The organism is Shimia sp. R11_0 (genome assembly GCF_017744035.1).
GTDB classification, from domain to species: Bacteria; Pseudomonadota; Alphaproteobacteria; order Rhodobacterales; family Rhodobacteraceae; genus Shimia; species Shimia marina.
This window is the reverse complement of the sequence record NZ_JAGHQY010000015.1, coordinates 1-22,143: the sequence shown is the minus strand read 5'-3', so window position 1 is coordinate 22,143 and position 22,143 is coordinate 1. Positions and strand designations below refer to the sequence as shown.

The window sequence follows — 22,143 nt, the reverse complement described above, 5'->3', positions numbered from 1 at the left end:
AGAGCTTGCACGTCATTGCGTGCTGGATTTTCCAAAGCCTTGATTTTGTCTTCCAGCGCTTCCCCTGACACCAGCTTCACCTCTTCGTCGGCGGCCGCAAGCATGGCCTGCTGATGGGCCTGTCGCTATCTCGATTGTGCGCCACTATTGACCGAAGGTCTGCGCGTCCATGATGCAACCGCACCCAGATATAATTCGATGAGCCTCTGTGAATCAGAGCACGGTCGCTCGGCAGTGTCGTCTGCATCCCCTGTCTACTACTCACCGTCGCCACTGGGGTATCTCGTGACTGGAGCAATTGCGGGTCAGGTTGTCTCCAATCTTGTGCGTCCGGTGTATCGGGAAAAGGATCGTCGACGGTACTACACAACCGGAGGCGGGTTTGTGCGCTATATGGAAAATGGACGCTAGGGCACGACACGGACAAGCATCGCCCGCACAATCCCAAAGTTGTCAAAGCACCACCAAGAATCCAAACGCGCACAACAGTAGCATCCCGCAGTGGATTTGGGTCTCGAAGCGGCTCGTTTGGCGGTTGAAGCGCCCAAGGCAGATTGATCTTTTGCGTCACATCGAGAGCTTGGTGAAAAGAACATGAAGGTCCTTTGATATCTCGCATTAATTGAGCTCTTTGGTTAGAGAAAATTGGCTTAACCAGGATGCGCTAACAGAACCTATCAACTTATGCGCGATATCTATCGACTAACTTTTTTACGTGTAGAAGGCTCGTCCAATCAACATCGTTCAGTTAACTGACCTGCAGTTCGGCGAGCAGAGTGCTCCGCTTTGAGCCAGAAGCAAAACCTTCCAAAGCCCGTTTTTTTGCATTGCTGCCATTGACGCCGAACGCAGCGAAAGTCCGTGCTCCGCTTTTTCAGCCGCCATGAATCATCACCATCTCTAAGCGATGGCGTTAGATCATGCCTGTTGGTCATTTCAGCCCCTTACTGCGGGGCTGAAATCATTTTGGAGTTGAGATGGCGGCAGAAGGTCAGATCATTCGTCGTCTTCCTTCTTCTTGAATTTCCAAGGCAACAGCTCGTCATACCGCGAAAACGGAAGCTTCTTGGCCACGTGTTCATAGAACCATGTGAGATACACGTCAGTTTTGATTGGCTGGATGTTCATTGCTTGCCATGCAATCAAAGACGACGATTGCCAAACACAGAGGGAGGGCATGGGCGACTGAGCGAGATGGCTCTCTGTAAAAGCGCGCTGGTTTGCTTCGAGGCAACGGGTGGCCAGGAATGGAGACTATGGGCCACATTGGATGCCGCAGGGATCGCGACCCGGCAGCTACCACCCGCCCAGATCAAAGCCTTCCTAGCCAGTCAGTGCAGGCACGCCAAACCGGCTCGGATCGACGCGGAACTCATCGCCCGTTTCATGGTGTTTAGACATGATGCAGGTCGTCGCCTGCCACATAAAACGATACGCCTTCTCAGAGCATTGGTGTCTAAGTGTGGGCAGATCGTAGTGACATGAAAGCGGCTTCTCACTCAGATCAAGGCACATGAGAAACTGGGATCGGCCGACATGTTTGAAAACCTCGACGCTGATTTGAGAACCTTGCTAGACCGCCAGATTGTTGAGCCTGAAATCCAGATTGAACACATCATAGCTACGGATGAGAGCCTCGCTAGGGCGGCTGGCATCCAGCGTTCTGTTCCCAGTGTTGGCTCTGTCGCCAGCACGATATTAATCGCCGAGATGTCTGAACTTGGGCAGATTACATGCGCACAGGCCGCCGCGCTCACACGCCTTGCACACGACAGCGTTGCTATGGGTAGAAAGCACGCCATCGGCGGAGGGCGAAGGCGACTCAGACACCTGATTTTCCAGGCCGTTCTGGTTGCAAGCCACCACAATCCGGCCTTGAAAACCCTCGCTGATCGTTTGCGCGACGCAGGTAAACCGCACAAGCTCGTCATCAACGCTGTGGCTCGAAAGCTCGTGACCATCGTCAACGCTCTTATCAAATCAGGACATAAATGGTCTGCGAAGACCCTCTGAGAGATACAGTTGCTAGAAGCCCTCTTGCGAAACAACGCATTCGATCAGGATCGGGCCTGAGGCATGTTTAACGTCAGCTAGTGTAGCTTTTAGCGTTTCAAGGTCTTCAACACGACTGCCCGGCATGTCATAAGCCGCTGCAATCTTCATAAGATCAGGGCAGGAGGGATCAATCCCAATGGGCGCAATCTCGGCGTCGATCATGTAGGTCTCGATCTCTCGATATCCGGCGTTGTTCCAGACTAGGAACACCACTGGAGTTTTCGCATCTTTGGCGGCGGCCAATTCCGCGATGCTGAATTGCAGTCCACCATCTCCGACAAGGCAAACCACCGGCACATCAGGGCGGGCCAATGAGGCCCCAACGGCAGCAGGCGGTGCATAACCGAGGGTGCCGTATCCCGTTGCAGAGTTGAACCACCCCAGAAGGCTGTGAGCCATCGGCAAAAACAGATTGCCGGAATACACCAGTTGCGTTGAATCCCCGACAATAATGCCGCCCGGCAAGGCGTCTGTCACCGCTTTCAGTACCGCAAGATCAGCAGCCATTGCAGAATCAGATACAGACGCGACTGCAGCTCGGAGCGCGCCGGCGCGCGCGTCTCCTGTTCCCCCCATAGCGGAAGGCAACAAGGCGCGGATCTCTGCGAGCGTCTGCGCAGCATGCCCATGCAAGCTGACATCACAGGCAGGCACCTGCGTAAAACGGACCGCATCGACATCCACGCGGATGAAGTGCTGCAAAATCGGAAAACCGCCATCCATATAGGCGTCATAATCCGTCGCGCCCATTTCTGTTCCAAGCGCAATCACTAGATCCGCCGATGCAATGACGTCTCGGACTGCGGGAAGTGAGGCAGAGGCCGGCACATGTAGCCGATGCCCACCTAGTGCTGCCCGGGCATTGGCGGTGGAAATCACAGGTGCGTCAATTTGTTCGGCAAATTTCAGGACCTCATCTCCGGCACCATTGCAACCCCCACCGGCAAGAAGCAGCGGCGCTTTGGCCTGCCGGATTAGCTCTGCCGCCGCCTGCACCGCGGTCTCATCGGCTGTTGGGGTCCGCCTAGACGGCGGTGGTATCGTATAATCTGGCATCGGTGCAGACATCAAATCAGTGGGGATCTCAATATGTACTGGCCCGGGACGATCGCTTTCAAAGACATCAAAAGCGGCGCGCAGGGCCCCCGGCAGGTCCTCAGCGCTGCGCAGGCTATAAGTATGCGGTGTCATCGCGCGGATCAGACCCTGTTGGTCGGGCAATTCATGGAGTAAACCGCGTCCATGTCCAAAACTTTCGGGGGGATTCACCCCTGTGATCACAAGCATCGGAATGGAATCCTGCATGGCTTGCGCCATGGCAGTGAGCGCGTTTGTGAGCCCAGGGCCTGTGATGAGCAAGCAGACACCTGGCTTGCCGCTGACGCGGGCGTAGCCGTCCGCCATGAAACCCGCACCCTGTTCGTGACGTGGTGTGATGTGGCGAATGCGCGAAGCAGCCAACCCTCGATAAAGCTCAATCGTATGTGCGCCGGGAATGCCGAAGACGACCTCTGTCTCCAGCTGTTCCAGCATTTCCACCATAGCCACGCCAACCGTTTTCATGCCGAAACTCCATTCAGAATATTTGCCAAGCCGCGCACGACACGCTCCATGTCTGTATCAGTGATGGTCAGGCTGATGCGTAAAAAACCTGCGCCCTGCATCCCAAAAACTTCCCCCGGCAATACGGAAACAGCTTCACGCGCCAACAGCTCTTTTGCAAAGTCTTCTCCACTGCGCCCAGTGTTACGTATGTCGAGCATCACAAACATGCCCGCATCTGGCAGGCGCGCGTGTACCCCGGGCAGGCTGGCAAGACCATCTACCAACATCTGAGCCCGACGGCGATAACTCTCACGCATGGTCTGCGCCGTGGTGTTGGGCGCACATAAAGCAGCTTCGGTTGCGTCTGCAATGAAGGGTTGATTACCAAAAAGGATGGTTTCAGACAGAGGCAGCACACGAGATACAAATGCCTCAGGCGCCACAATCCAACCGCTGCGGAACCCCGGTGCCGCGTGAGACTTTGAAATTGAAGAGACCACAATACTGCGTTCTGCCAGATCTGGGAAATCCAATGGCGACGTGAACGCGTCGTCAAACACCAGCTCCGCATAAACTTCATCACTGATGATCCATAGATCATGCTGCTGCGCCAGATCGCCAATGGCACGGATGTCGTCGGGGCGCAGAACTGATCCGGTGGGGTTGTGCGGTGTCGTCAGCAGGATGACGCGACTGCGGGGCGTGATATGGCGCGCGATGTCGGCAGCCTGCAAGCGAAATCCGTTTTCAGAGGACATCGGCACCGACACAAAGCGGCCTCCCGGTGCAGCCACAACCCCCTCATAAGACACATAGAAAGGATCCCCCACCAAGACTTCATCGTCGGGGTTCAACAGCCCCATCAATGTGAGATACAACGCAGTCTGGGTGCCAGGGACGGTCATCACATTGGCCGGGGTAATCGGCCGGCCGCTGCGCGCGCTATACCGCTCGGCCAGAATGCGCAGCAGGTTTTCCTCCCCCTGTCCATTTGAGTACCCAACTCGCCCAGCCGTCAGCGCCTCCTGACAGCCTTGCACCAAAGCTGGGCTGGGCGGGATTTCTGGCTCACCAATGGAGGCAATCACAACATCCGCCCCTTCTGCCTTCATTTTAAGCGCTTTCAGATGAACCGCCCACTTATCCCCGCCCAGGTTGGCCAGTCTTTCGGTTATGTCGCCGTATTTCACTGCTGTCTCCTTGTCGCACTGTGCGGATTAGCGCGTTTGAAGACGCACCGGATCGCGGCGTGCGAAAAAACTGTTGCTTCGTTTGATATGGCCTGCCTATTGTACAAATGTAAAGTATACAGTTGTGCAAAAATAACTTGTGCGACATGACACAGGAGAGCCCATGCGTGCACCTCATCCACATGCCGCAAACGATCCGCGCGCGCCTGCCATTGAGGTGCGTGATCTGCGCAAGAACTACGGTGATCTTGAGGTACTCAAAGGGATTTCCGTTACTGCACGCGATGGTGAGGTGATTGCCATTATCGGTGGCTCCGGTTCCGGTAAATCCACGTTTCTGCGGTGCATTAATTTGCTCGAACAGCCCAATTCTGGGCAGATCCTGATCTCAGGCGAAGAGATTAAGCTGAAAACATCCCACCGGGGATTGGAACCTGCGGACCGCAAACAGGTTGAACGCATTCGTACCAACCTCGCCATGGTGTTTCAGGGCTTCAACCTTTGGCAGCATATGGACATCTTGCACAATGTGATCGAAGTGCCCGTGCATGTGCTTGGGCAACCCCGCGATCAGGCCATTGCCACCGCCGAAGACATGCTGCGCCGTGTGGGCCTCTATGAAAAACGCCATGCATACCCATCATTCCTGTCCGGTGGCCAGCAACAGCGTGCTGCAATTGCCCGCGCGCTGGCCGTCGAACCCAGCGCAATGCTGTTTGACGAACCCACCTCTGCCCTCGATCCAGAGCTGGTCGGAGAGGTGTTGAAGGTCATCAAAGATATCGCGGGGGAAGGCCGCACCATGATGTTGGTCACCCACGAAATGGCCTTTGCCAGAGAGGTGGCAGACCGGGTGATTTTTCTACACCAAGGGCGCATCGAAGAAGAAGGCGCGTCGGATCAGATTTTCAGCGCCCCGAGGTCAGAGAGATTGCAGAAATTTCTGCACTCCATCAGGTGATCCAACTTTTTACAACAACCATTCAGAAAACAGGGAGCAAAAATGAAAACCAATCTGAAGACTCTGGCCGCTGCGGTCGCGCTCTGCGGTGCAGGATCTGCGGCGCTGGCGGAAGAGCTGCGCATTGGCGTCGCTGCAGAACCTTACCCCCCCTTTGCCACACCAGATGCCAATGGCAACTGGTCAGGGTGGGAAATTGACTTCATCGGAGCTCTTTGTGCAGAAATCAAAGCCGAATGCGTGATCACGCCGGTGCCTTGGGAGGGGGTAATCCCCGCGCTCACCGGTGAAAAGATTGACGCCATCATGGCCTCTATGTCGATTACGGCGGAACGTGAGAAAACCATCGATTTTTCGAATAAATACTATCAGACGCCCGCCTATGTTGTCGGGGCAAAAGAGCTTGAAATGGATGCCAGTCCAGAGGGCCTCTCTGATAAAATCATAGGTCTGCAAACCTCTACCATTCACTTGGCTTATGCTCAGAAGCACTATCCTGACGCCAAGATCCGCGAGTATCAGACCTTTGATGAAGTCAATCAGGATCTGGTGTCTGGTCGTATTGATGCCACGCTGGCGGACTCTCTGGCGCTGTCGGGTTTTTTGGGATCTGACGAGGGGCAGGATTGCTGTGAGTTAAAAGGCACCGCCGCACATGATCCCGACATCCTCGGTCGCGGCACCGGTGTTGGCCTCCGCAAGGGCAGCGATGATCTGAAGGCACGCATCAACGCCGCCATCACGGCCCTGCTCGAAAATGGGACCTACGCGGAGATCACCGCGAAGCATTTTGACTTCGACATCTACGGCGACTGATCGCAGCCCTTTTGCCCCCGGCAGCCCTGCCCGCCGGGGGCATCTTTGATCAAGAGGTATCATGCTGGAATTTCTTCTGGGCCCCGAGACGGCTCAATTGCTTGCGATGGACAGCTGGGGCGGCGCGCTCTGGCGTGGCTTGCTGGCGACCTTGCAAACTGCCCTGGGTGGCTATGGCCTGGGCATCCTGATTGGTATTGCGGGTGCATTTGGCAAACTATACGGCGGCCCAGTCCTTCGGGATCTACTGGAGATTTACACCACCGTCGTTCGCGCAGTTCCTGAACTGGTGCTGATCCTTCTGCTCTACTATGCAGGAAATTCACTCATCAATCTGGTCCTCGGTCAACTTGGCATCGGGCCCATTGAAATCAACGGCCTGATTGCCGGTATCTATGTGATCGGAATCGTACAGGGGGCCTATACCACTGAAGTGATCAGAGGCGCGATCAACGCCATTCCTGCAGGGCAGCTGGAAGCCGCTCGTGCATTTGGCATGCCTCCCCTGATGGTGCTGCGCCGGATCACACTGAGTGCAATGCTGCCATATGCGCTGCCCGGATTGGCAAACCTGTGGTTGATTGCAACAAAGGATACGGCGCTGCTATCGATTGTGGGGTTCTCAGAACTGACACTGACCACGAAACAGGCAGCTGGTGCGACCAAATCCTATTTCACATTCTATGCCGTCGCAGCCGGGATTTATTTGTCGGTGACCTTGCTGTCGATGCACGGCATCCGCTGGCTGGAAAAGCGCAGCCGCCGTGGCATGCCGGCACTGGAGGGCTGAAGATGTCAGACCATGTTGAGGTTTCTTCCCAATGGCTTACGCGCTTGCGCGGCATTCCACGGCACAGGATTGGCATGGGGGTGGTGTTTGCTGCACTGCTCGTGACGCTGGCTGTGACGATGCGTTGGGATTGGCTACCCAAATATGCGCCGATGATTGCACAAGGAATTTGCACAACGGTCTGGCTCTTGGCGGTGTCCGTCGTCCTTGGCATGTTGCTCGCAATCCCAATCGGCCTGGCGCAGGTGGTTGGTCCATGGCCGCTGGCAAAACTGGCTGCGGCCTATTGCACAGTAATCCGGGGCACGCCTCTGCTGATCCAGATCTTTTTCCTGTATTATGGACTGGGATCGCTGTTCCCGCATATTCCAGAAATTCGGGGCTCTTGGATGTGGCCCTATCTGCGCGAAGCGTGGCCCTATGCGCTCTTGGCGCTCACCATGTCTTTTGCAGGCTATGAAGGGGAAATCATGCGGGGGGCTTTCGCCGGTGTGCCCAGAGGAGAACTGGAAGCGGCGCGGGCCTATGGCATGCCCCGTTTCAAAATCCTGCGCCGTATTTGGCTGCCCCGCGCCGTTCAGAGGGTCTTGCCAACGCTGGCGGGAGAAGTGGTGTTACAGCTGAAATCCACACCTTTGGTCGCAACGATCACGGTTTTTGACGCCTATGGGGTCATTTCGCGTATCCGCAGTGACACCTATATCACTTATGAACCGTTGTTACTCTTGGCCCTGATCTATATCGTACTGGCCGCAGGGATCGTGGGCGTCTTTGGCCACTTTGAAAAGAAGACGCGACGGCGCAGAGTCTAGTACCGAAGGTGACGAGCAGGCATGACGAAGCAAGCGAAGAAACGGCTCAGTCGGCAAGAACGTTATGACACCCTGATTGATGCGACCTATCGCTGTGTGGCGCAAAATGGGCTCGAAGGCACCACCATCCGCGACATCGCCGAATTTGCCGGAGTCACCTTTGGGTTGATTCGTCACTACTTCCGAAACAAGGATGAGCTGATCGAGGCAACCTATACAACGATCACCGCCGATATGACCAAACACGCCCGTGTGGCGGCGGAACAGGCAGGCCCCGATCCCGCAGACAAGCTTTTCGCCTTTGTCAAAGCTAGTCTGAGTGACCCATTCGTCAGCCCGCACTATCTGGCGTTTTGGTCGAATTTTGTGGGTAAAGTGCTGTTTGACCTACGCATGCGCGACCTGCATGAACAGGGGTTTTGGCGGTATAGGCAAGTGCTCACCGATCTGGTGACACAAACGTTGGAACAGGCTGAAAAGCCTTTGGATGAAGTCGCGCTTTCATTGATGGTAGTAAAGGTCAATGCCGTGATTGATGGTCTGTGGATCGAGGCCTGCCTCGGTGTCGATGAACTGAAAGGGCCAGAACTGGCGCAGGCCGGCATTGATGCTGTTGCCGCTGTTCTCGGGGTGTCGCTGCCAGCACAGCGAGATTGAGCCGTAAAGATTCAGCGCACCGCGACGGAAATACGCCACAAACAGTCAGGACGTCCCTCACCAAAAATGCCCCTGAGGCCATACGGCCAGCGATGCCGTGTGCTCACTCAATTAGTTTGATTTTGTCAAATTTAAATCGTCTATAAATTCAATTTCTTCGTGAATAGCCTTCTGCCACACTCTTGGGAACGACACTCTAACCCAAGGAGGTGACAATGGAATTCTGTGTTCAGCTTAGCCCCTATTACCCGGACAAATCATATGGTGGGGATCGCGTTTTTAATGACATGCTGGAGCAAGCCGTTCTGGCCGATCGCCTTGGGTATGACTCTGTCTCCGTGACTGAGCACCATCTGGTAAACATTCTGATGATGCCTGCACCGCTGCAATTTGCCACCCAGATTGCGCAGCACACGGACAATGTAAAAATCATCACCTCTATTGTTGTGTTGCCGTTGCATGACATGCGCGTCTACGCCGGAGAGGTTGTTTGTGCTGACATCTTTACCAAGGGTCGCCTGATGTTGGGTGTAGGCCGTGGTGCCTTTGCTTACGAAATGGAACGCATTGGTGTTCCGATGGCCGAAACACAGGACAAATTCAACGAATCCCTCGACCTGTTGCAAAAACTGCTGACCGAAGAAGAGGTCAGCGCGGATGGCAAATACTATAAGTTTGACCCGATCACGATAATGCCGCGCCCGATCACGCCTGGTGGCCCACAGATGATGATGGCGGTGCTCAATCCTGATGGCATCTATCATTGCACCAAGCGGGGATTCCACATTCAGACTACGCCGCTGGCGGGCCAGCATCAGCTTCTGCTGGATCAGGTGGCAGGTTTCAACCGTGCCAAGGACGAGCTGGGCGACGCGGGTTCACATCTGACGCTGTCTTTGTCGCGGCTTGGTTTCATCAGTAATTCCGAGGCGCAGCGGACCCGTTTCATCGACCAGGCCGAGTCCTATTATGCCCGGTTTGACAATGTCTTCACCGGCCCCGGTGAGGTGAAAAATGGCCTGATCAAACAGCTGCCCCGCAAGCAGACCCGTCAAGAGCTGGATGACAGCCTGATGATTGGGTCGGTGCAGGAGATCGTCGACAAGCTGGGCGTATACGCAGACCTCGGCATCGACCGTTTCATCCTGAGCTGCAATTTTGGCCTGTCTCAGAACGAAACGCTGGACACAATTCAGCAGTTCGCTGAGGAGATTGCCCCGCATTTCTCTCCTGCGATGAAGAGCAAGCGTGAGGCCGCAGAGTGAGCTATATGAGCGGAATAACTGCGGTGGAAAGGGATCGTTTTATCGGCGCGATGCGGCAGGTGGCGTCAAGCGTGACCGTGGTGACAACAGATGGCGCCGCGGGGCGCCATGGGGCCACGGTCAGCGCCTTCAATTCGCTGTCAGCCGATCCGCCTTCGGTGCTGATCTGTCTGCGTGCAGACAGCCGCATCGCCCGCGCTGTGGTGGAAAACGGAAGCTACTGCGTGAATGTGCTGCCGGAAACCTGCGCTGATATGGCAGGGCGGTTTGCCGGTGCGCAGGATGCAGAGTTGAGGGACCGTTTTGACGGGATCGACCTACTGACAACAGAAACGATCTGTCCGGTATTGGCGGGTTCCACAGCTTTTCACTGTGCGCTTGGGGCATCGTTTGAACAAGGCAGCCATCTGATCCTGATCGGCCATGTCACCGATATCTTTGAGGGCGACACTGCACCGCTCACCTATATGGACGGTCGGTTTCACCGCGTCCTCCCTCACGCATAAAACTTGAAAGGAAACACATGCCAATCATTCGGGTTGAGATGTTTAAGGGCCGCACCCGCGACCAAAAACGCGAAATGGTCAAAGAGGTCACAGAGGCCTTTGTGCGCACCTGTGGTGGCACGCCAAAGGGGCTGGCGGTGGTTATCACCGAAGTTGAAAAGGAAGACTGGGGGTCCGCAGGCGAATTGTGCTGTGACCTGTATCCGGATTGAGGCGCGCCATGACAGATGTGATTGACTGCGCTTATACCGTTGAGGGCGAAGGCCCGCCCCTGTTCCTGATCCATGGGATTGGGGCGGCGCGGGACACATGGCGGTTTGCCATGCCTATTCTGACCTCGCATTTCACCGTGATTAGCTATGATCTGCGTGGCCACGGCACGTCTCCTCTGCCGGATGGTGAATTTGGCCTGGAGGAGCTGGTTGCGGATCTGGAAGCGTTGCGCGCCAAGCTTGGGATCGAGAAAGCTCATTTTGCGGGCCATTCACTGGGTGGCATGATCGGACCAGCTTATGCGCGTAAATATCCTGATCGGGTGCTCTCCATCGGGCTACTTTCGACAGCAGCGGGCCGAACCGAACAAGACAGCAAGAATGTCTGGGCTGTGGTCCGTGCGATGGAAGAAAAAGGCATTGCCAATATCCTGCCTACGCTGAAAGACCGCTGGTATACTGATGGGTTCCTTGAGCACCATCCTGAGGTGGTTCAACGGCGCATGGATCAGGTCACAGGCATGTCTGGTGAGATTTTCATGAATGTGTTCCGCATCTATGCTGGCACAGAGATGCTGCCGTGGTTGCATGAGGTCAAACATCCTTGTCTAGTTTTGACCGGTGAAAAGGATGGTGGCTGCAATCCGCGCCTGAACACATTGATTGATGCGGAGCTCGAAAACTCAGAGTTGGTGACCCTGCCGGAGCTCAAACACTCCATCATGCTGGAAGATGGGGCCAATGTGGCCCAACATCTGGTCCGCTTCATACAGTCTCTGGACTGAGGCCATCCTCGGATACCGCGCGGTCTGTGCGGTATCCACTTCGGCTATTTAATTTGAAAAAGTCGAACCTGACATTTCATAAAACTCGCTGTACCAAATCATGCACCGGATCATACCCTTTTCCGACAAACGCATGAGTTGTGTTCGGCGGCTCGTAGGAAGAGGGAACATTTGTGACTATCGCCACCACGTTCAATGACGCCACTGTGGGCGCTGCTCTGGACCAAGCCATTGCGCTGGACCTTTTGAAAACCGGATCATTCATCGACGGAGATTGGGTTGAAACCAGCGGGGGCGCGACGTTTCCTGTGTTGGACCCCGCGACCCTTGAGGTTTTGTGTCATGTGGCAGATCACGGTGCGGTACAGGCCGAAGCTGCAGTTCGGGCTGCGGAAAATGCACTGGCGGGCTGGAAGGTGACGCCGCCACGTCAGCGGGCTGCGCTGCTTGAGGCGTGGTGTGCGCTGGTTGAGCGCCACAAGGAGGCGCTGGCCGAGATCCTGACGCTCGAGAATGGTAAACCGCTGGCGGAATCTCTGGCTGAGATCGCCTATGGCAATTCCTACATCAAATGGTACGCGGAAGAGGCCAAGCGCATCGAAGGCGCAATCCTGCCCTCGCTGGTGCCAGAGGCGCAGGCCATTGTGACCCGTGAACCGGTGGGCGTGGTGGCGGCGATCACGCCGTGGAATTTCCCATCTGCCATGCTGGCGCGCAAGGTGGCCCCGGCTTTGGCGGCGGGCTGTACCATTGTTGTCAAACCTTCCGATGAAACGCCTCTTTCGGCACTGGCCCTGACCGAATTGGCAGCGCGTGCCGGAATTCCGGCAGGGGTGATTAATGTGGTGATCGGCAAGGACGCACCGGCTATTGGGGGCGTGTTCACCGGCAGTGATAGGGTGCGCAAAGTGTCTTTCACTGGGTCCACCTCCGTGGGCAAGCTGCTGCTCGCGCAATGCGCGGGAACCGTGAAGAAAGCCTCTATGGAGCTCGGTGGCAACGCGCCTTTCATTGTGTTTGATGATGCGGATCTGGACAAAGCCATCGACGGGCTGATGGTGTGCAAATACCGCAATGCGGGGCAGGTCTGCACTGCAACAAACCGGGTGCTGGTGCAACGCGGCGTTTATGAAAAATTTGCAGAGGCTTTTGCCAAACGCGCCGAGGCGTTGAAGGTCGGCCATGGGCTGAACCAATGTGAGCTGGGCCCGCTGATCAATGATGCGTCTTTGAGCAAAGTGCAAAATCTGGTGGACAGCGCGGTGGCTGACGGGGCGAGAGTGCTGTGCGGTGGCACCACTGCTGAGGACATGCCCAAGCATTATCTGCCCACGGTTATGACCGGTATCACCGCTGAGATGCAGATCACCGGCACCGAGGTCTTCGGCCCCGTGGCGGCGCTGATTCCGTTTGAGACCGAAGAAGAGGCAATCGCGATTGCCAACAGCACGGAATACGGGCTGGCCTCTTATTTCTATACCCAAGACAGCGCCCGCATGTGGCGCGTGAAAGACGCTCTGGAATTTGGCATGGTCGGTGTGAACACCTGTGCTCTGGGCAATGAGATTGCGCCTTTTGGTGGCGTCAAGGAATCCGGTATTGGCCGGGAAGGCGGGCGCGAGGGGATCGAGGAATATCTCGAATCCAAATATGCGTTGATGGCGCCCTGATATGGCAAAAGAGTACTCTCACATTGTCATAGGCTCCGGTTCGGCGGGGGGCGTGATTGCCAGCCGCCTGAGCGAGGATGCTGATACCAATATTCTTGTGCTGGAAGCCGGGCCGATGGACCGCAGCCTTTATGAGCTGCGGATGCCCGCCGCGCTGGCCATTCCTCTGGAAAACGAGCGGTTCAACTGGGCTTATTATTCCGAACCGGAGCCGCATCTGGACAATCGCCGCGTCTACTACCCGCGGGGGCGGGTTGTGGGCGGCTCGTCTTCGATCAATGGCATGGTGCATTTGCGGGGCAACCCGCTGGACTATGAGGGCTGGGCGGCCCGTGTGGGACTGGAAGACTGGTCCTATGCCCATTGCCTGCCGTACTTCCGCAAGCTGGAAAGCAGCGCCCATGACGGGTATTTTCGCGGCAAGGATGGCCCGATCAAGGTCACGATCCCGGAGTGCAAAAATCCGCTGTTTGAGGCCTTTCTGGAGGCCGGCCAACAGGCGGGCCATGCCTATACGGATGATGTGAACGGCTACCGTCAGGAGGGGGTGTTCCGGATGGAACGGTCGACCCACAACGGGCGGCGCAGTTCGGTGGCGCATTGCTACCTGCATCCGGCGCGGCAATCTGGCCGGATTACGCTGACCGTGAAGGTGCGTGTCACGCGTATTCTGTTTGATGGGCTGCGCGCCATCGGTGTGGAGTATGTGGAAAAAGGCGAAACCAAGCGGGCTTTTGCGGAGCAAGAGGTGATCCTGTCAGCGGGGGCCATCAACTCGCCGCAGTTGTTGAAGCTGTCCGGCATCGGCTCGCGCGAAGAGCTGGCGGAACACGGGATTGACACAATCCAGCACCTGCCGGGCGTGGGCGAAAACCTACAGGATCACCTGGACTATCTGGTGCAGTATCACTGTCTAAAGCCTGTGTCGTTTTACTCGGCGACAACGCCTTTGGGCAAACTTCGTACCGGGGCGGAATGGCTGTTTCTGCGCAAAGGGGTCGGGGCGTCAAACATCTGGGAAACGGGGACATTTTTCCGCACCCATGACGGGGTCGATTTCCCGAATATGCAACACCATTTTGCGCCGATCGCTGTCAGCTATGACGGGCTGGAGAAGATAAAAGGCCACGGTTTTCAGTTCCACATCAGCCAAATGCGCCCGCGCAGCACCGGCTGGGTGCGGCTGGCCTCCGCTGATCCCATGGCGTCGCCAAAGCTGCGTTTCAACCACCTGTCTAATGCGGATGACCGGCAGGAAATCCGCGATGCGGTGGCCATGACACGTGAGTTTGCGGTGCAGAAGGCGTTTGACGAATTTCGCGGGGCAGAGATTGCACCGGGAGCGGATGCCACCAGCGATGCGGCGCTTGACGCCTTTGGGCGCGCCAAAGGCGAGACCTCACATCACCCCAGCTGCACCTGCAAAATGGGCCAGGATGACATGTCTGTCGTGGACGGGCAGGGGCGTGTGCACGGCATGGAAGGGCTGCGGGTGGTGGATGCCTCGATCATGCCGACCATCGTTTCTGCCAACATCAATATCCCGACCATCATGATGGCTGAGAAAATCGCGGATCATGTGCGCGGGCGGAACCCGCTGGCGCCGCAACATACAGAGTTCTTTCAAAATAAGTCGGCCTGACAAAAACCAAGAAGCTGACCTCAACAACGGAGAAATGAATGACCACAGGGATCTTTAAGGCACTCTCTTCAGCGGCGCTTGGCCTTGCGCTTGGCACCGCTGCCTTGGCAGAGGCAGAATCCAGCGATCCGATCAAGCTGACCATCAACGAATGGACCGGGCAGGTTCTGACCACCAACATCGCTGGCGCTCTGCTGGGCAAGATGGGCTACAACGTCGAATATGTCACCGCCGGGTATTTCCCGCAGATGACCGCGTTGCAGGACAACACGGTGACGGCGGCGCTGGAAATCTGGACCACCAACATCGCAGATGCCTATGACATCGCGATCGACTCCGGCAATGTGACCGACATCGGCAGCCTTGGCATTGTGCCGCTGGAAACCTGGTTCTACCCCGCCCATGTCGAAGAGCTCTGCCCCGGGTTGCCGGATTGGGAAGCGCTGAAAAGCTGTCCGCATGTCTTTGCAACTCCGGAGACTATCCCTGAGGGACGTCTGGTGGATTATCCGGCGGATTGGGGCACATCCAACCGTGACCGTCTGACCGGTTTGGAGCTGCCGTTTACGTCGATCCCGGCTGGCAGCGAAGGGGCTCTGGTGGCCGAAATCAAGACTGCTTTCACCCGCAAGACGCCTTTGTTGGTGATGTTCTTCAGCCCGCATTGGTCTTTCTCCGAATATGATCTGCGTCCTGTCACACTGCCGCCCTTTGAGGCGGGCTGTGAAGATGATCCTTCGGTTGGCGTGAACCCGAACGCCACCTTTGATTGTGATTTCCAGCGCGGCGATGTGCGCAAGGTGGCCTGGGCTGGCATGGCTGACAAATGGCCCGGTGCGCATGCGCTTCTGAGTGCGCTGGAGATTTCCAACGAGCAACAGATCGAACTGATCAACATGGTCGACCAGCAGGGCAAATCTGTGGATGAGGCCGTCGCGCATTGGCTGGCTGAAAATGAGGCCAGCTGGACCTCCTGGATCGACGCTGCGCAGTAAACCGCAGCGGATCAAATATGGGAACGGGCCCGCCATGCGCGCGCCCGTTCCGTTCCCTTTTGTTGACAGGAAAGCCAGAAGTGAAAGACGCCTCAGCCCCGCAAAAAGACGTGATTTTAGAATGCCGCAACCTTTGGAAAGTGTTCGGTGACGCCCCGGATGGGTTTGGTCAAGCCACTAGAAGCCTTTCAAAAGAAAAGGTTATCGCGCAGGCGCGGGAGAATGGCAGCTTGCCGGCAATCTGTGATGTCTCGCTGGATGTGAAACGCGGAGAGATCCTGATGATCATGGGGCTGTCAGGGTCGGGCAAATCCACGTTGTTGCGCTGTATGTCACGTCTTGTGGAGCTGTCTGCGGGAGAAGTTTCTTTTGAGGGGCAGAACATTCTGACGCTGAAAGACCGCGCCTTGACGGAGCTGCGTCGCAACAGTTTTGGCATGGTGTTTCAGAGCTTTGGCCTGTTGGGGCATTTGAATGCGCGCGACAATGTGGCCTTTCCTCTGCGGGTGCAGAATGTGCCAAAGGCGGCGCGCCATGCTCGCGCGGATGAGTTGCTCGATCTGGTGGGGCTTACAGAGCGCAAAGACAATTTCCCCCATGAGCTCTCAGGAGGGCAGCAACAGCGTGTCGGCATTGCCCGCTCCCTGATTTCCGACCCGGCCCTTTGGTTCCTGGATGAGCCATTTTCAGCGCTTGATCCGCTGATCCGGCGCCAGATGCAGGATGAATTTCTGCGTCTGCAGACCACGCTTGGCAAAACCATCGTTTTTGTGACCCATGATTTTCTTGAGGCCGCCCGGCTGGGAGATCGCATCGCGATCATGCGGGACGGGCAGCTTGTGCAGATCGGCACCCCGCGTGAAATCATCCTGTCACCAGCTGACGACTATGTGCGCGACTTTGTGTCCGATGTGCCAACCAGCCGCATTTTACATGTATCCGATCTGATGAAATCAGGCACAGCAACAGAGGACGCACCCACTGTGGCCCCCTCAGATCCGCTGGAACTAGCCATTGGTCACTTCTTGTCTGGACACGCCGATCTGCACGTGGTGGGCGATAAAGGCGATGTCTTGGGGGTGATTTCCCGCGATGACCTACATGTTCTGACGGGGCAGGGCGCACAGAATGACTGATCAGACTCATTCGAGACGTGCCGTTGTAGGCTTTTTGGGTGCAGTCGCCTTAACCCTCAGTGTGCTGCTCTTGCGCAGCCAATTGCCGTGGATGTTGACGTTTCCCGCACAGTGGACTGTTGCCTTCAGCGAGATGATCAATGTGGTGATCGGGGCTCTTCTGGATGTGGCCTCACCGTTGTTTCGCGCGCTGTCGACCTGTCTGGAATGGCCTATGCGCGCCATTCGCGATGGGCTGCAGGCCGTGCCTTGGCAGGTTCTGACCGTTGCATTTGTGGCGGTGGCTCTGCGCGCAGGCGGCGTGAAACTGGCGCTGTTTTGTGCGCTCTCCTGCCTCTACATCCACATCTCAGGCTATTGGGTGGAAAGCCTGAACTCGGTGGCGTTGGTCAGCGTGGCCTTCCCACTGTCGACACTGGCGGGGCTTGGGATTGGCATCCTGATGAACAAGAGCCGCCGTCTGTCCATGGTTTTCACACCTATGCTCGATTTCATGCAGACCGCACCCGCCTTTGCCTATCTGGTGCCACTGATTGTGCTGTTTGGCTTTGGACCAGTGGTTGGTCTGATCGCCAGTGCGATCTACGCCATCCCCCCGATGGCGCGGAACACAAAGCTGGGGCTGGATCTGGTGCCGGAGGACTTGCACGAAGTCGCAGCCATAACGGGTTGCTCCCCCAGCAAGCGGTTCTGGTTGATCGAGGTGCCTACGGCGCTGCCGCAACTTTTGATCGGGCTGAACCAAACCATTATGGCGGTGCTGAGCATGGTGGTGTTTGCCGCCATCATTGGCGGGTTTGAGGATATCGGCTGGGAAGTGCTGCGCAATATGCGCCGAGCCCAATTTGGGGAAAGCCTGATGGCAGGGGTGATCATCACCTTGATTGCCATTTTGCTGGATCGGATCACTCGTGGTTTTGCTTTGCAGGCCCGCAGCCATGCGGCATCGTCCATACCCCTAAGCCGTTTCGCCCTGATGGTACTGGGGATGATGGCTGTTGTCTGGGGGCTGGCCCTGACCGGTCTGGCGCAGGTCGGACCAGTCGAGGGCCGCTTTACGCCAGCAGAGCAGATCAACAGCTTTGTGGCGCACTTCAGCGTTTCGGTTGGCAGCTTTACGGATTGGCTGAAAACCAGCGCAATTTACTATTTCCTTTTGCCAGTGCGCATTGGACTAGAGAAAACCATATCGCCCTTCACATGGGGTTTTGCGTTTACGCCGCTGTTGCAAGTGACCTATTGGGGGCTTGTGGCGCTGATTGGAGCGCTGCTGGCGTGGCGCCACAGTCTGTTGGCGGGCAGTGTTGCGGTGCTGGCGGGAGGCTTCCTTTTTACCGGCACCACCGGGTTGCCATGGCCTGCCACAATTGCCATTGCCTCGGCGGTTGGTTTTTGGGCCGGAGGCTGGCGTGTGGCGCTACTATGGGTGGGCACACTTGGGGGGATCCTGCTGGCCAATCTGTGGGGACCAGCGATGTTCTCGGTGTACATCTGCCTGTCTGCCATTGCCTTTTGCATTGTTGTGGGTGGGGGGATTGGCGTACTCGCAGCGCAGTCAGATGCGGTCTCTGCGGTGATCCGGCCCATATTGGACCTGTTGCAGACCATCCCGCCCTTTGTCCTGTTGATCCCAGTGGTGATGTTCTTTCAGGTGGGGGATTTCAGCGCCTTTCTGGCGATCATTTCCTATGCGATTGCGCCCATGATACGCTACACGGATCGTGGGCTGCGCGATTTACCGGATACAATGATCGAAGCTGGGATCAGCACAGGGTGCACACCTTTGCAGCTGTTGTTTCTGGTCAAGTTGCCCACCGCGCAGCGCCAGATCATGCTGGGGATCAATCAGGCGGTGATGTATGCGCTGGCGATGCTGGCCGTTGCAGCTCTGGTCGGGTCGCGGGGGCTGGGACAAGAGGTCTACGTTGCGCTTGGCAAGGCGGATGCCGGGCTGGGTATTATGGCAGGCTGCGCCATTGCGGCCATTGCGATCTGTGTTGACCGGACCTTTATCAGCGCTCTGGCACGTCAGCAGGGTCAATCTGGGCCCTGAGTGTCTCAATCGAGGACTGGAACCACGGCCAGTCCTCGCCAACATCGGGACGAGACACCAAATATGCTGTGCGGGTGAATTCTGGCGTATCCGCCACCTGAAATAAACGCTCAGCCTCCAAATGTTGCTGCACCATGCGGGCAGGGGCATAACCAGAGCCCCCCCATTTCAGCAGGTAATCAATAGCCCAGCTACTAGAGCTGATCGTGATCACCGGAGTGCGCGCCACTGAAAATGCTTCAGCATGCAGCCGCCGGAACTCCGCTCCGAGGTCCACATAAACATATCCAGGATCCCACTCCATAAAGCTGCGCGGCTGGTTACAAACCTGGATCAAGCGATCTGCAAACAAACGCTCCACATGCCAACTGCCTGACACAGCCGCATCAAACATCAACGCCACATCCACAAGCCCCGTGGACAGCCAGCGCTCTATGTCCTCCACGTCTCCGGCCCAAAATGACAAAGCCACTTCAGGATGGTTTTCACGCAGCTGATCCGCCCAGATCCGGCCAGCACCTTCCCAGAGATCAAAATGGCATCCCACATTGCAGACACTTTTGAATTCTTTGCTCAGTGACAGTTCCTGGCGGGCCTGTCCCCAGGCCTGAGACATAATTTCCGCATAGCGCAGAAACTTGAACCCGGCAGAGGTCAGCTCCGCCCCACTACGGCTGCGGATCAGAAGTTTCTGCCCTAAGAGATTTTCAAGAGCATTGATCCGCGTGGTCACAGTGGATTCCGTGACATTCAAACGTCCTGCGGCGCGGTTGAGATTGCCGACTTTAACAACTTCGAGGAAAGTCTGCGCAAAGGTGACGTTCATTTCAGCTCCAAGTTTTAAATTTTCTTTATAAGGAACTGGTAATTTTGATTGTTTGCAATCACAAGCACAGAAATTGGATCAAAGCCCCCCTGTTTTTATTCAGCTCCGATGCCAACGCCTAAAGATTCGCACATTGGGCATCCTGCGCCTTGGCTTTAGCGCCGCGACATGACCCCATGCATGAAAACCTGCACCTGCCAACAACTTTATTCTGAGTAAGCCAATGCCTGATACGGCCATCATTCTAAGCGAATGATTGCTTCGGACCATGATTCGCATAGGTAATATTATGGTAATTTATGCGATAACATATTTCCAACGCAGCCCTGCTCGCATGCCATAGTGTCCCGACAGTCACGTGCCCGGCATGCAAGTAATCCTTTTGGTATTTTTTGACAAAGTAATCCTTTTGGTGTATTAGTGTAAAACCCCAAAAGGATTACCAAAATGCAGGCTCTGCGCAGTTCCTCTGATCTTGCCGTCTTTGTACGCACCACGCGTCAGAAAAAACGCTGGACGCAGGCAGAACTGGGCGCGCGTGCGGGTTTGGCGGAAAAACATGTCAATCGTATCGAGAACGGCGCCAGCGAGCCGCGCATCTCTTCTGTAATTGCTCTCCTCGCCGCCCTTGGTCACGATTTGCGGGCTCAGGAAATCAGCCCCGGCAGCTCCGGCCCCCAATCGGTTGAGGATATTTTCTGATGGTTCGCCCCAGCAGCAAGAGGCATTTGGACGTCTGGATGAATGGCCGGCGCGTGGGCGACTATAGCGCCTCTACCAAGACAGGAATCAGCTTCCAATATGACCCAGATTGGCTGAGTAACGGCTTTGCGGTCTCCCGCCAACTGCCAATGACAGATCGCATTCAACGCGGCGATGCGGTGGCCGCCGTTTTTGAAAACCTATTACCCGACAACACTGATCTGCGCCGTAAACTGGCTGAACGCACAGAAGCCCGCTCTGCCAGGCCCCATGATCTGCTCTCGGTGATTGGCCGTGATTGCGTCGGCGCCATGCAGTTCGTGCCTCGCGGTGAAGACCCTGGGGATCCTTTTGCCTATGACAGCAGTTCACAAACCGACGCGCAAATTGCCGACACACTGCGGAGCCTGGCCACTTCCCCTTTAGGCATGCGCGATGGAGAGCCCTTTCGTATCTCACTCGCAGGCGCACAGGAAAAAACCGCCTATTTCCGCAAAGACGGTACATGGCATCGTCCCCTTGGAATGACTCCAACCACGCATATTTTCAAGCGTCCCATGGGCGTGGTGAGTCAGCACATCGATATGTCCGATAGCGTGGAAAACGAATACCTCTGCCTCAGGCTCACCCGCTTTCTGGGGTTGCCAGTGAATGACGCCGCCATCGGCACGTTTGAGGACCAGAAGGCGTTAATCGTCACGCGATTTGATCGCAGAGCACGCCAAAGCGACGGACGCTTGTTGCGTATGCCCCAAGAAGATTTCCTACAGGCTATGGGGTTGGACTCCGCACAAAAGTATCAAGAACATGGCGGGCCAAATTTCGAAGACTGCGCTGCCCTGACCAAAGGGTCCGCCGCGCGCGAAAACGACATGGGGATGCTTGTGAAAGCGCAAGTTGTATTCTGGCTCCTGCAAGCCACTGACGGCCACGCCAAAAACTTCTCTATTGAAATGCTCAAGGATGGCTATCGCATGACCCCGCTTTACGACATCCTCAGCGCCGCGCCACATGATGCCTCTGGCGGTCTGCGTGCCAAAGACATTCGCATGGCTATCTCCGTTGGTGACAAACGCCGCTACCGAATGGATCAGATCCACCCGAGGCATTTTGCCCAAAGCGCTGCCCGTGCCGGCATTCCGCCACATGTGTTCAACCAAGCTGTCACCGAATTGGCCGAACGAGGTCACCACGCCATAAACGCAGCCGCAACCGACTTGCCCGAGAGTATTCCCGATCGCGTAGCGAGCCCCATTCTGGAACTTGCTAAAAATCGCATGCACATCTTGCAGGACTTTGTCAGCGCCTAAGCTCTATACGCAGAGGATCCATGGGTGTTCTGGATTTCGTGCAGCAATAGTCGTGTGGGCTTTCGCAAAGGTGGTTTGGATGTTGAAGGCCTAGGGTCAGGACCCATTGATTTCCGTTTGTCTGCGTGATTCACGGTTTGAAAATCGAGTGGTGACCATGTCTGATCTTTTCTGGCTGACGGATGCGCAGATGGCGCGTCTTGAACCTTTCTTCC

Annotated in this window: 21 protein-coding genes and 1 pseudogene; 18 read left to right on the top strand and 4 right to left on the bottom strand. The window is 56.2% G+C overall.

Annotated features, from left to right (window positions below):
- Nucleotides 1–144 precede the first annotated feature (144 nt).
- Nucleotides 145–411, top strand: a pseudogene (locus J7382_RS19415) (DUF1190 domain-containing protein); the annotation flags it as partial.
- Nucleotides 412–996: 585 nt separating this feature from the next.
- Here J7382_RS19415 and J7382_RS20170 read toward each other — a convergent pair.
- The gene (locus J7382_RS20170) at nt 997–1,128 is read right to left on the bottom strand and encodes a hypothetical protein (RefSeq protein ID WP_280638135.1); all 132 of its coding nucleotides are present in this window, start codon (nt 1,126–1,128) and stop codon (nt 997–999) included.
- 408 nt (nt 1,129–1,536) lie between these two features.
- Between J7382_RS20170 and J7382_RS19405 the strand changes: the two genes are divergently transcribed.
- Nucleotides 1,537–2,013, top strand: a complete 477-nt coding sequence (locus J7382_RS19405; protein ID WP_209070646.1) for a transposase — start codon at nt 1,537–1,539, stop codon at nt 2,011–2,013.
- Between the two features lie 12 nt (nt 2,014–2,025).
- Here J7382_RS19405 and J7382_RS19400 read toward each other — a convergent pair whose 3' ends face one another.
- Nucleotides 2,026–3,618, bottom strand: coding sequence for a 5-guanidino-2-oxopentanoate decarboxylase (locus J7382_RS19400; RefSeq protein ID WP_209070645.1), 1,593 nt, complete (start codon nt 3,616–3,618; stop codon nt 2,026–2,028).
- The gene (locus tag J7382_RS19395) at nt 3,615–4,790 is read right to left on the bottom strand and encodes a pyridoxal phosphate-dependent aminotransferase (protein ID WP_209070644.1); all 1,176 of its coding nucleotides are present in this window, start codon (nt 4,788–4,790) and stop codon (nt 3,615–3,617) included. The genes J7382_RS19400 and J7382_RS19395 overlap by 4 nt, the downstream gene beginning before the upstream one ends.
- Nucleotides 4,791–4,953: 163 nt before the next feature.
- Here J7382_RS19395 and J7382_RS19390 point away from each other — a divergent pair, with 163 nt between their 5' ends.
- From J7382_RS19390 to J7382_RS19325, 14 genes are all read left to right on the top strand, one after another.
- Nucleotides 4,954–5,751: an ATP-binding cassette domain-containing protein gene (locus J7382_RS19390; RefSeq protein WP_209070643.1), complete on the top strand. Its 798-nt coding sequence runs from the start codon at nt 4,954–4,956 to the stop codon at nt 5,749–5,751.
- Between the two features lie 42 nt (nt 5,752–5,793).
- Nucleotides 5,794–6,567 (top strand): transporter substrate-binding domain-containing protein, encoded by a 774-nt coding sequence (locus J7382_RS19385; protein WP_209070642.1) that lies wholly within the window; start codon nt 5,794–5,796, stop codon nt 6,565–6,567.
- A 61-nt stretch (nt 6,568–6,628) separates the two neighbouring features.
- Nucleotides 6,629–7,357, top strand: a complete 729-nt coding sequence (locus tag J7382_RS19380) for an ABC transporter permease subunit (RefSeq protein ID WP_209070641.1) — start codon at nt 6,629–6,631, stop codon at nt 7,355–7,357.
- 2 nt (nt 7,358–7,359) lie between these two features.
- Entirely contained in the window at nt 7,360–8,169 is an 810-nt protein-coding gene (locus J7382_RS19375; RefSeq protein ID WP_209070640.1) for an ABC transporter permease, read from the top strand.
- A gap of 21 nt (nt 8,170–8,190) precedes the next feature.
- Nucleotides 8,191–8,826 (top strand): TetR family transcriptional regulator, encoded by a 636-nt coding sequence (locus J7382_RS19370; protein ID WP_209070639.1) that lies wholly within the window; start codon nt 8,191–8,193, stop codon nt 8,824–8,826.
- A gap of 215 nt (nt 8,827–9,041) precedes the next feature.
- Nucleotides 9,042–10,091, top strand: coding sequence for an LLM class flavin-dependent oxidoreductase (locus tag J7382_RS19365; protein WP_209070638.1), 1,050 nt, complete (start codon nt 9,042–9,044; stop codon nt 10,089–10,091).
- A gap of 5 nt (nt 10,092–10,096) precedes the next feature.
- Complete coding sequence (locus J7382_RS19360; protein WP_247745126.1) at nt 10,097–10,597, top strand: flavin reductase family protein; 501 nt, start codon at nt 10,097–10,099, stop codon at nt 10,595–10,597.
- A 17-nt stretch (nt 10,598–10,614) separates the two neighbouring features.
- The gene (locus tag J7382_RS19355; RefSeq protein ID WP_209070637.1) at nt 10,615–10,809 is read left to right on the top strand and encodes a 2-hydroxymuconate tautomerase; all 195 of its coding nucleotides are present in this window, start codon (nt 10,615–10,617) and stop codon (nt 10,807–10,809) included.
- A gap of 8 nt (nt 10,810–10,817) precedes the next feature.
- Nucleotides 10,818–11,594, top strand: coding sequence for an alpha/beta hydrolase (locus tag J7382_RS19350; protein WP_209070636.1), 777 nt, complete (start codon nt 10,818–10,820; stop codon nt 11,592–11,594).
- Nucleotides 11,595–11,767: 173 nt separating this feature from the next.
- Entirely contained in the window at nt 11,768–13,264 is a 1,497-nt protein-coding gene (locus J7382_RS19345; protein ID WP_348540056.1) for an NAD-dependent succinate-semialdehyde dehydrogenase, read from the top strand.
- 1 nt (nt 13,265) lies between these two features.
- On the top strand, nt 13,266–14,906 hold the full coding sequence (locus tag J7382_RS19340; RefSeq protein WP_209070635.1) for a choline dehydrogenase: 1,641 nt from the start codon (nt 13,266–13,268) through the stop codon (nt 14,904–14,906).
- Between the two features lie 38 nt (nt 14,907–14,944).
- On the top strand, nt 14,945–15,901 hold the full coding sequence (locus J7382_RS19335) for an ABC transporter substrate-binding protein (RefSeq protein WP_209070634.1): 957 nt from the start codon (nt 14,945–14,947) through the stop codon (nt 15,899–15,901).
- Between the two features lie 80 nt (nt 15,902–15,981).
- Entirely contained in the window at nt 15,982–17,037 is a 1,056-nt protein-coding gene (locus J7382_RS19330; RefSeq protein ID WP_348540055.1) for an ATP-binding cassette domain-containing protein, read from the top strand.
- Nucleotides 17,030–19,090, top strand: a complete 2,061-nt coding sequence (locus J7382_RS19325; protein ID WP_209070632.1) for an ABC transporter permease subunit — start codon at nt 17,030–17,032, stop codon at nt 19,088–19,090. Before J7382_RS19330 ends, J7382_RS19325 begins: the two co-directional genes overlap by 8 nt.
- Here the strand turns inward: J7382_RS19325 and J7382_RS19320 are convergent.
- Nucleotides 19,050–19,916 carry a LysR family transcriptional regulator gene (locus J7382_RS19320; protein ID WP_209070631.1) on the bottom strand — a complete coding sequence of 289 codons (867 nt, stop codon included), beginning with the start codon at nt 19,914–19,916 and terminating at the stop codon, nt 19,050–19,052. The genes J7382_RS19325 and J7382_RS19320 overlap by 41 nt on opposite strands.
- Nucleotides 19,917–20,363: 447 nt before the next feature.
- On the opposite strand from J7382_RS19320, the gene J7382_RS19315 reads away from it, so the two are divergent.
- Nucleotides 20,364–20,618, top strand: coding sequence for a helix-turn-helix transcriptional regulator (locus J7382_RS19315; RefSeq protein WP_209070630.1), 255 nt, complete (start codon nt 20,364–20,366; stop codon nt 20,616–20,618).
- Nucleotides 20,619–20,656: 38 nt separating this feature from the next.
- The gene (locus tag J7382_RS19310; RefSeq protein ID WP_247745125.1) at nt 20,657–21,928 is read left to right on the top strand and encodes a HipA domain-containing protein; all 1,272 of its coding nucleotides are present in this window, start codon (nt 20,657–20,659) and stop codon (nt 21,926–21,928) included.
- The last annotated feature ends 215 nt before the right edge of the window (nt 21,929–22,143 follow it).